The organism is Rhizobium sp. 18055 (genome assembly GCF_902706285.1).
In the GTDB taxonomy this organism is placed as follows: Bacteria; Pseudomonadota; Alphaproteobacteria; order Rhizobiales; family Rhizobiaceae; genus Rhizobium.
This window is the reverse complement of sequence record NZ_CACSKD010000229.1, coordinates 1-461: the sequence shown is the minus strand read 5'-3', so window position 1 is coordinate 461 and position 461 is coordinate 1. Positions and strand designations below refer to the sequence as shown.

1 protein-coding gene and 1 pseudogene are annotated in these 461 nt (G+C 65.7%); both read right to left on the bottom strand.

The features are described from left to right. A pseudogene (locus GVL52_RS32020) lies at positions 1–98 on the bottom strand (glutathione synthase); the annotation flags it as partial. Between the two features lie 28 nt (positions 99–126). Then, positions 127–461: benzoate/H(+) symporter BenE family transporter (locus GVL52_RS32015; protein WP_200847991.1), on the bottom strand; the 335-nt coding region annotated here is incomplete at its 5' end.

The window sequence follows — 461 nt, the reverse complement described above, 5'->3', positions numbered from 1 at the left end:
GTGTGGCCCCGGCGCTGTGCCTCCCGCATCATGGAGAAGGTCGTGTCTTTGTAGATCTTGAAGTGTTCTACGGGATCTGCAACGAAAAGAAGGTTCATGGTGTCGTCGTCTGGCGAGTGGATGGCGTCAGGCACCGCGGGTGCGGCGTCCGTACTGTTGCACAAATAGCGTGAACACGCCGGCCATGGCGCCCCAGAACGCGGAGCCCACCCCGGCGATCACGACGCCGCTGAGGGTCACGAGGAAGGTGATGAGGGCGGCCTCGCGGTGGGCATCTTCCCTCAGCGCGGTAGCGAGGCCGCCGCCGATGGTTCCGAGCAATGCCAGTCCGGCGATGGCGATCACCAGTTCCTGGGGGAACGCCGTGAGCAGCCCCGTGACGACCGCGCCGAAGAGGCCGACGACGACGTAGAGCGCGCCGCAGGCCACTGCCGCGGTATAGCGGCGTGACCGGTCTTCAT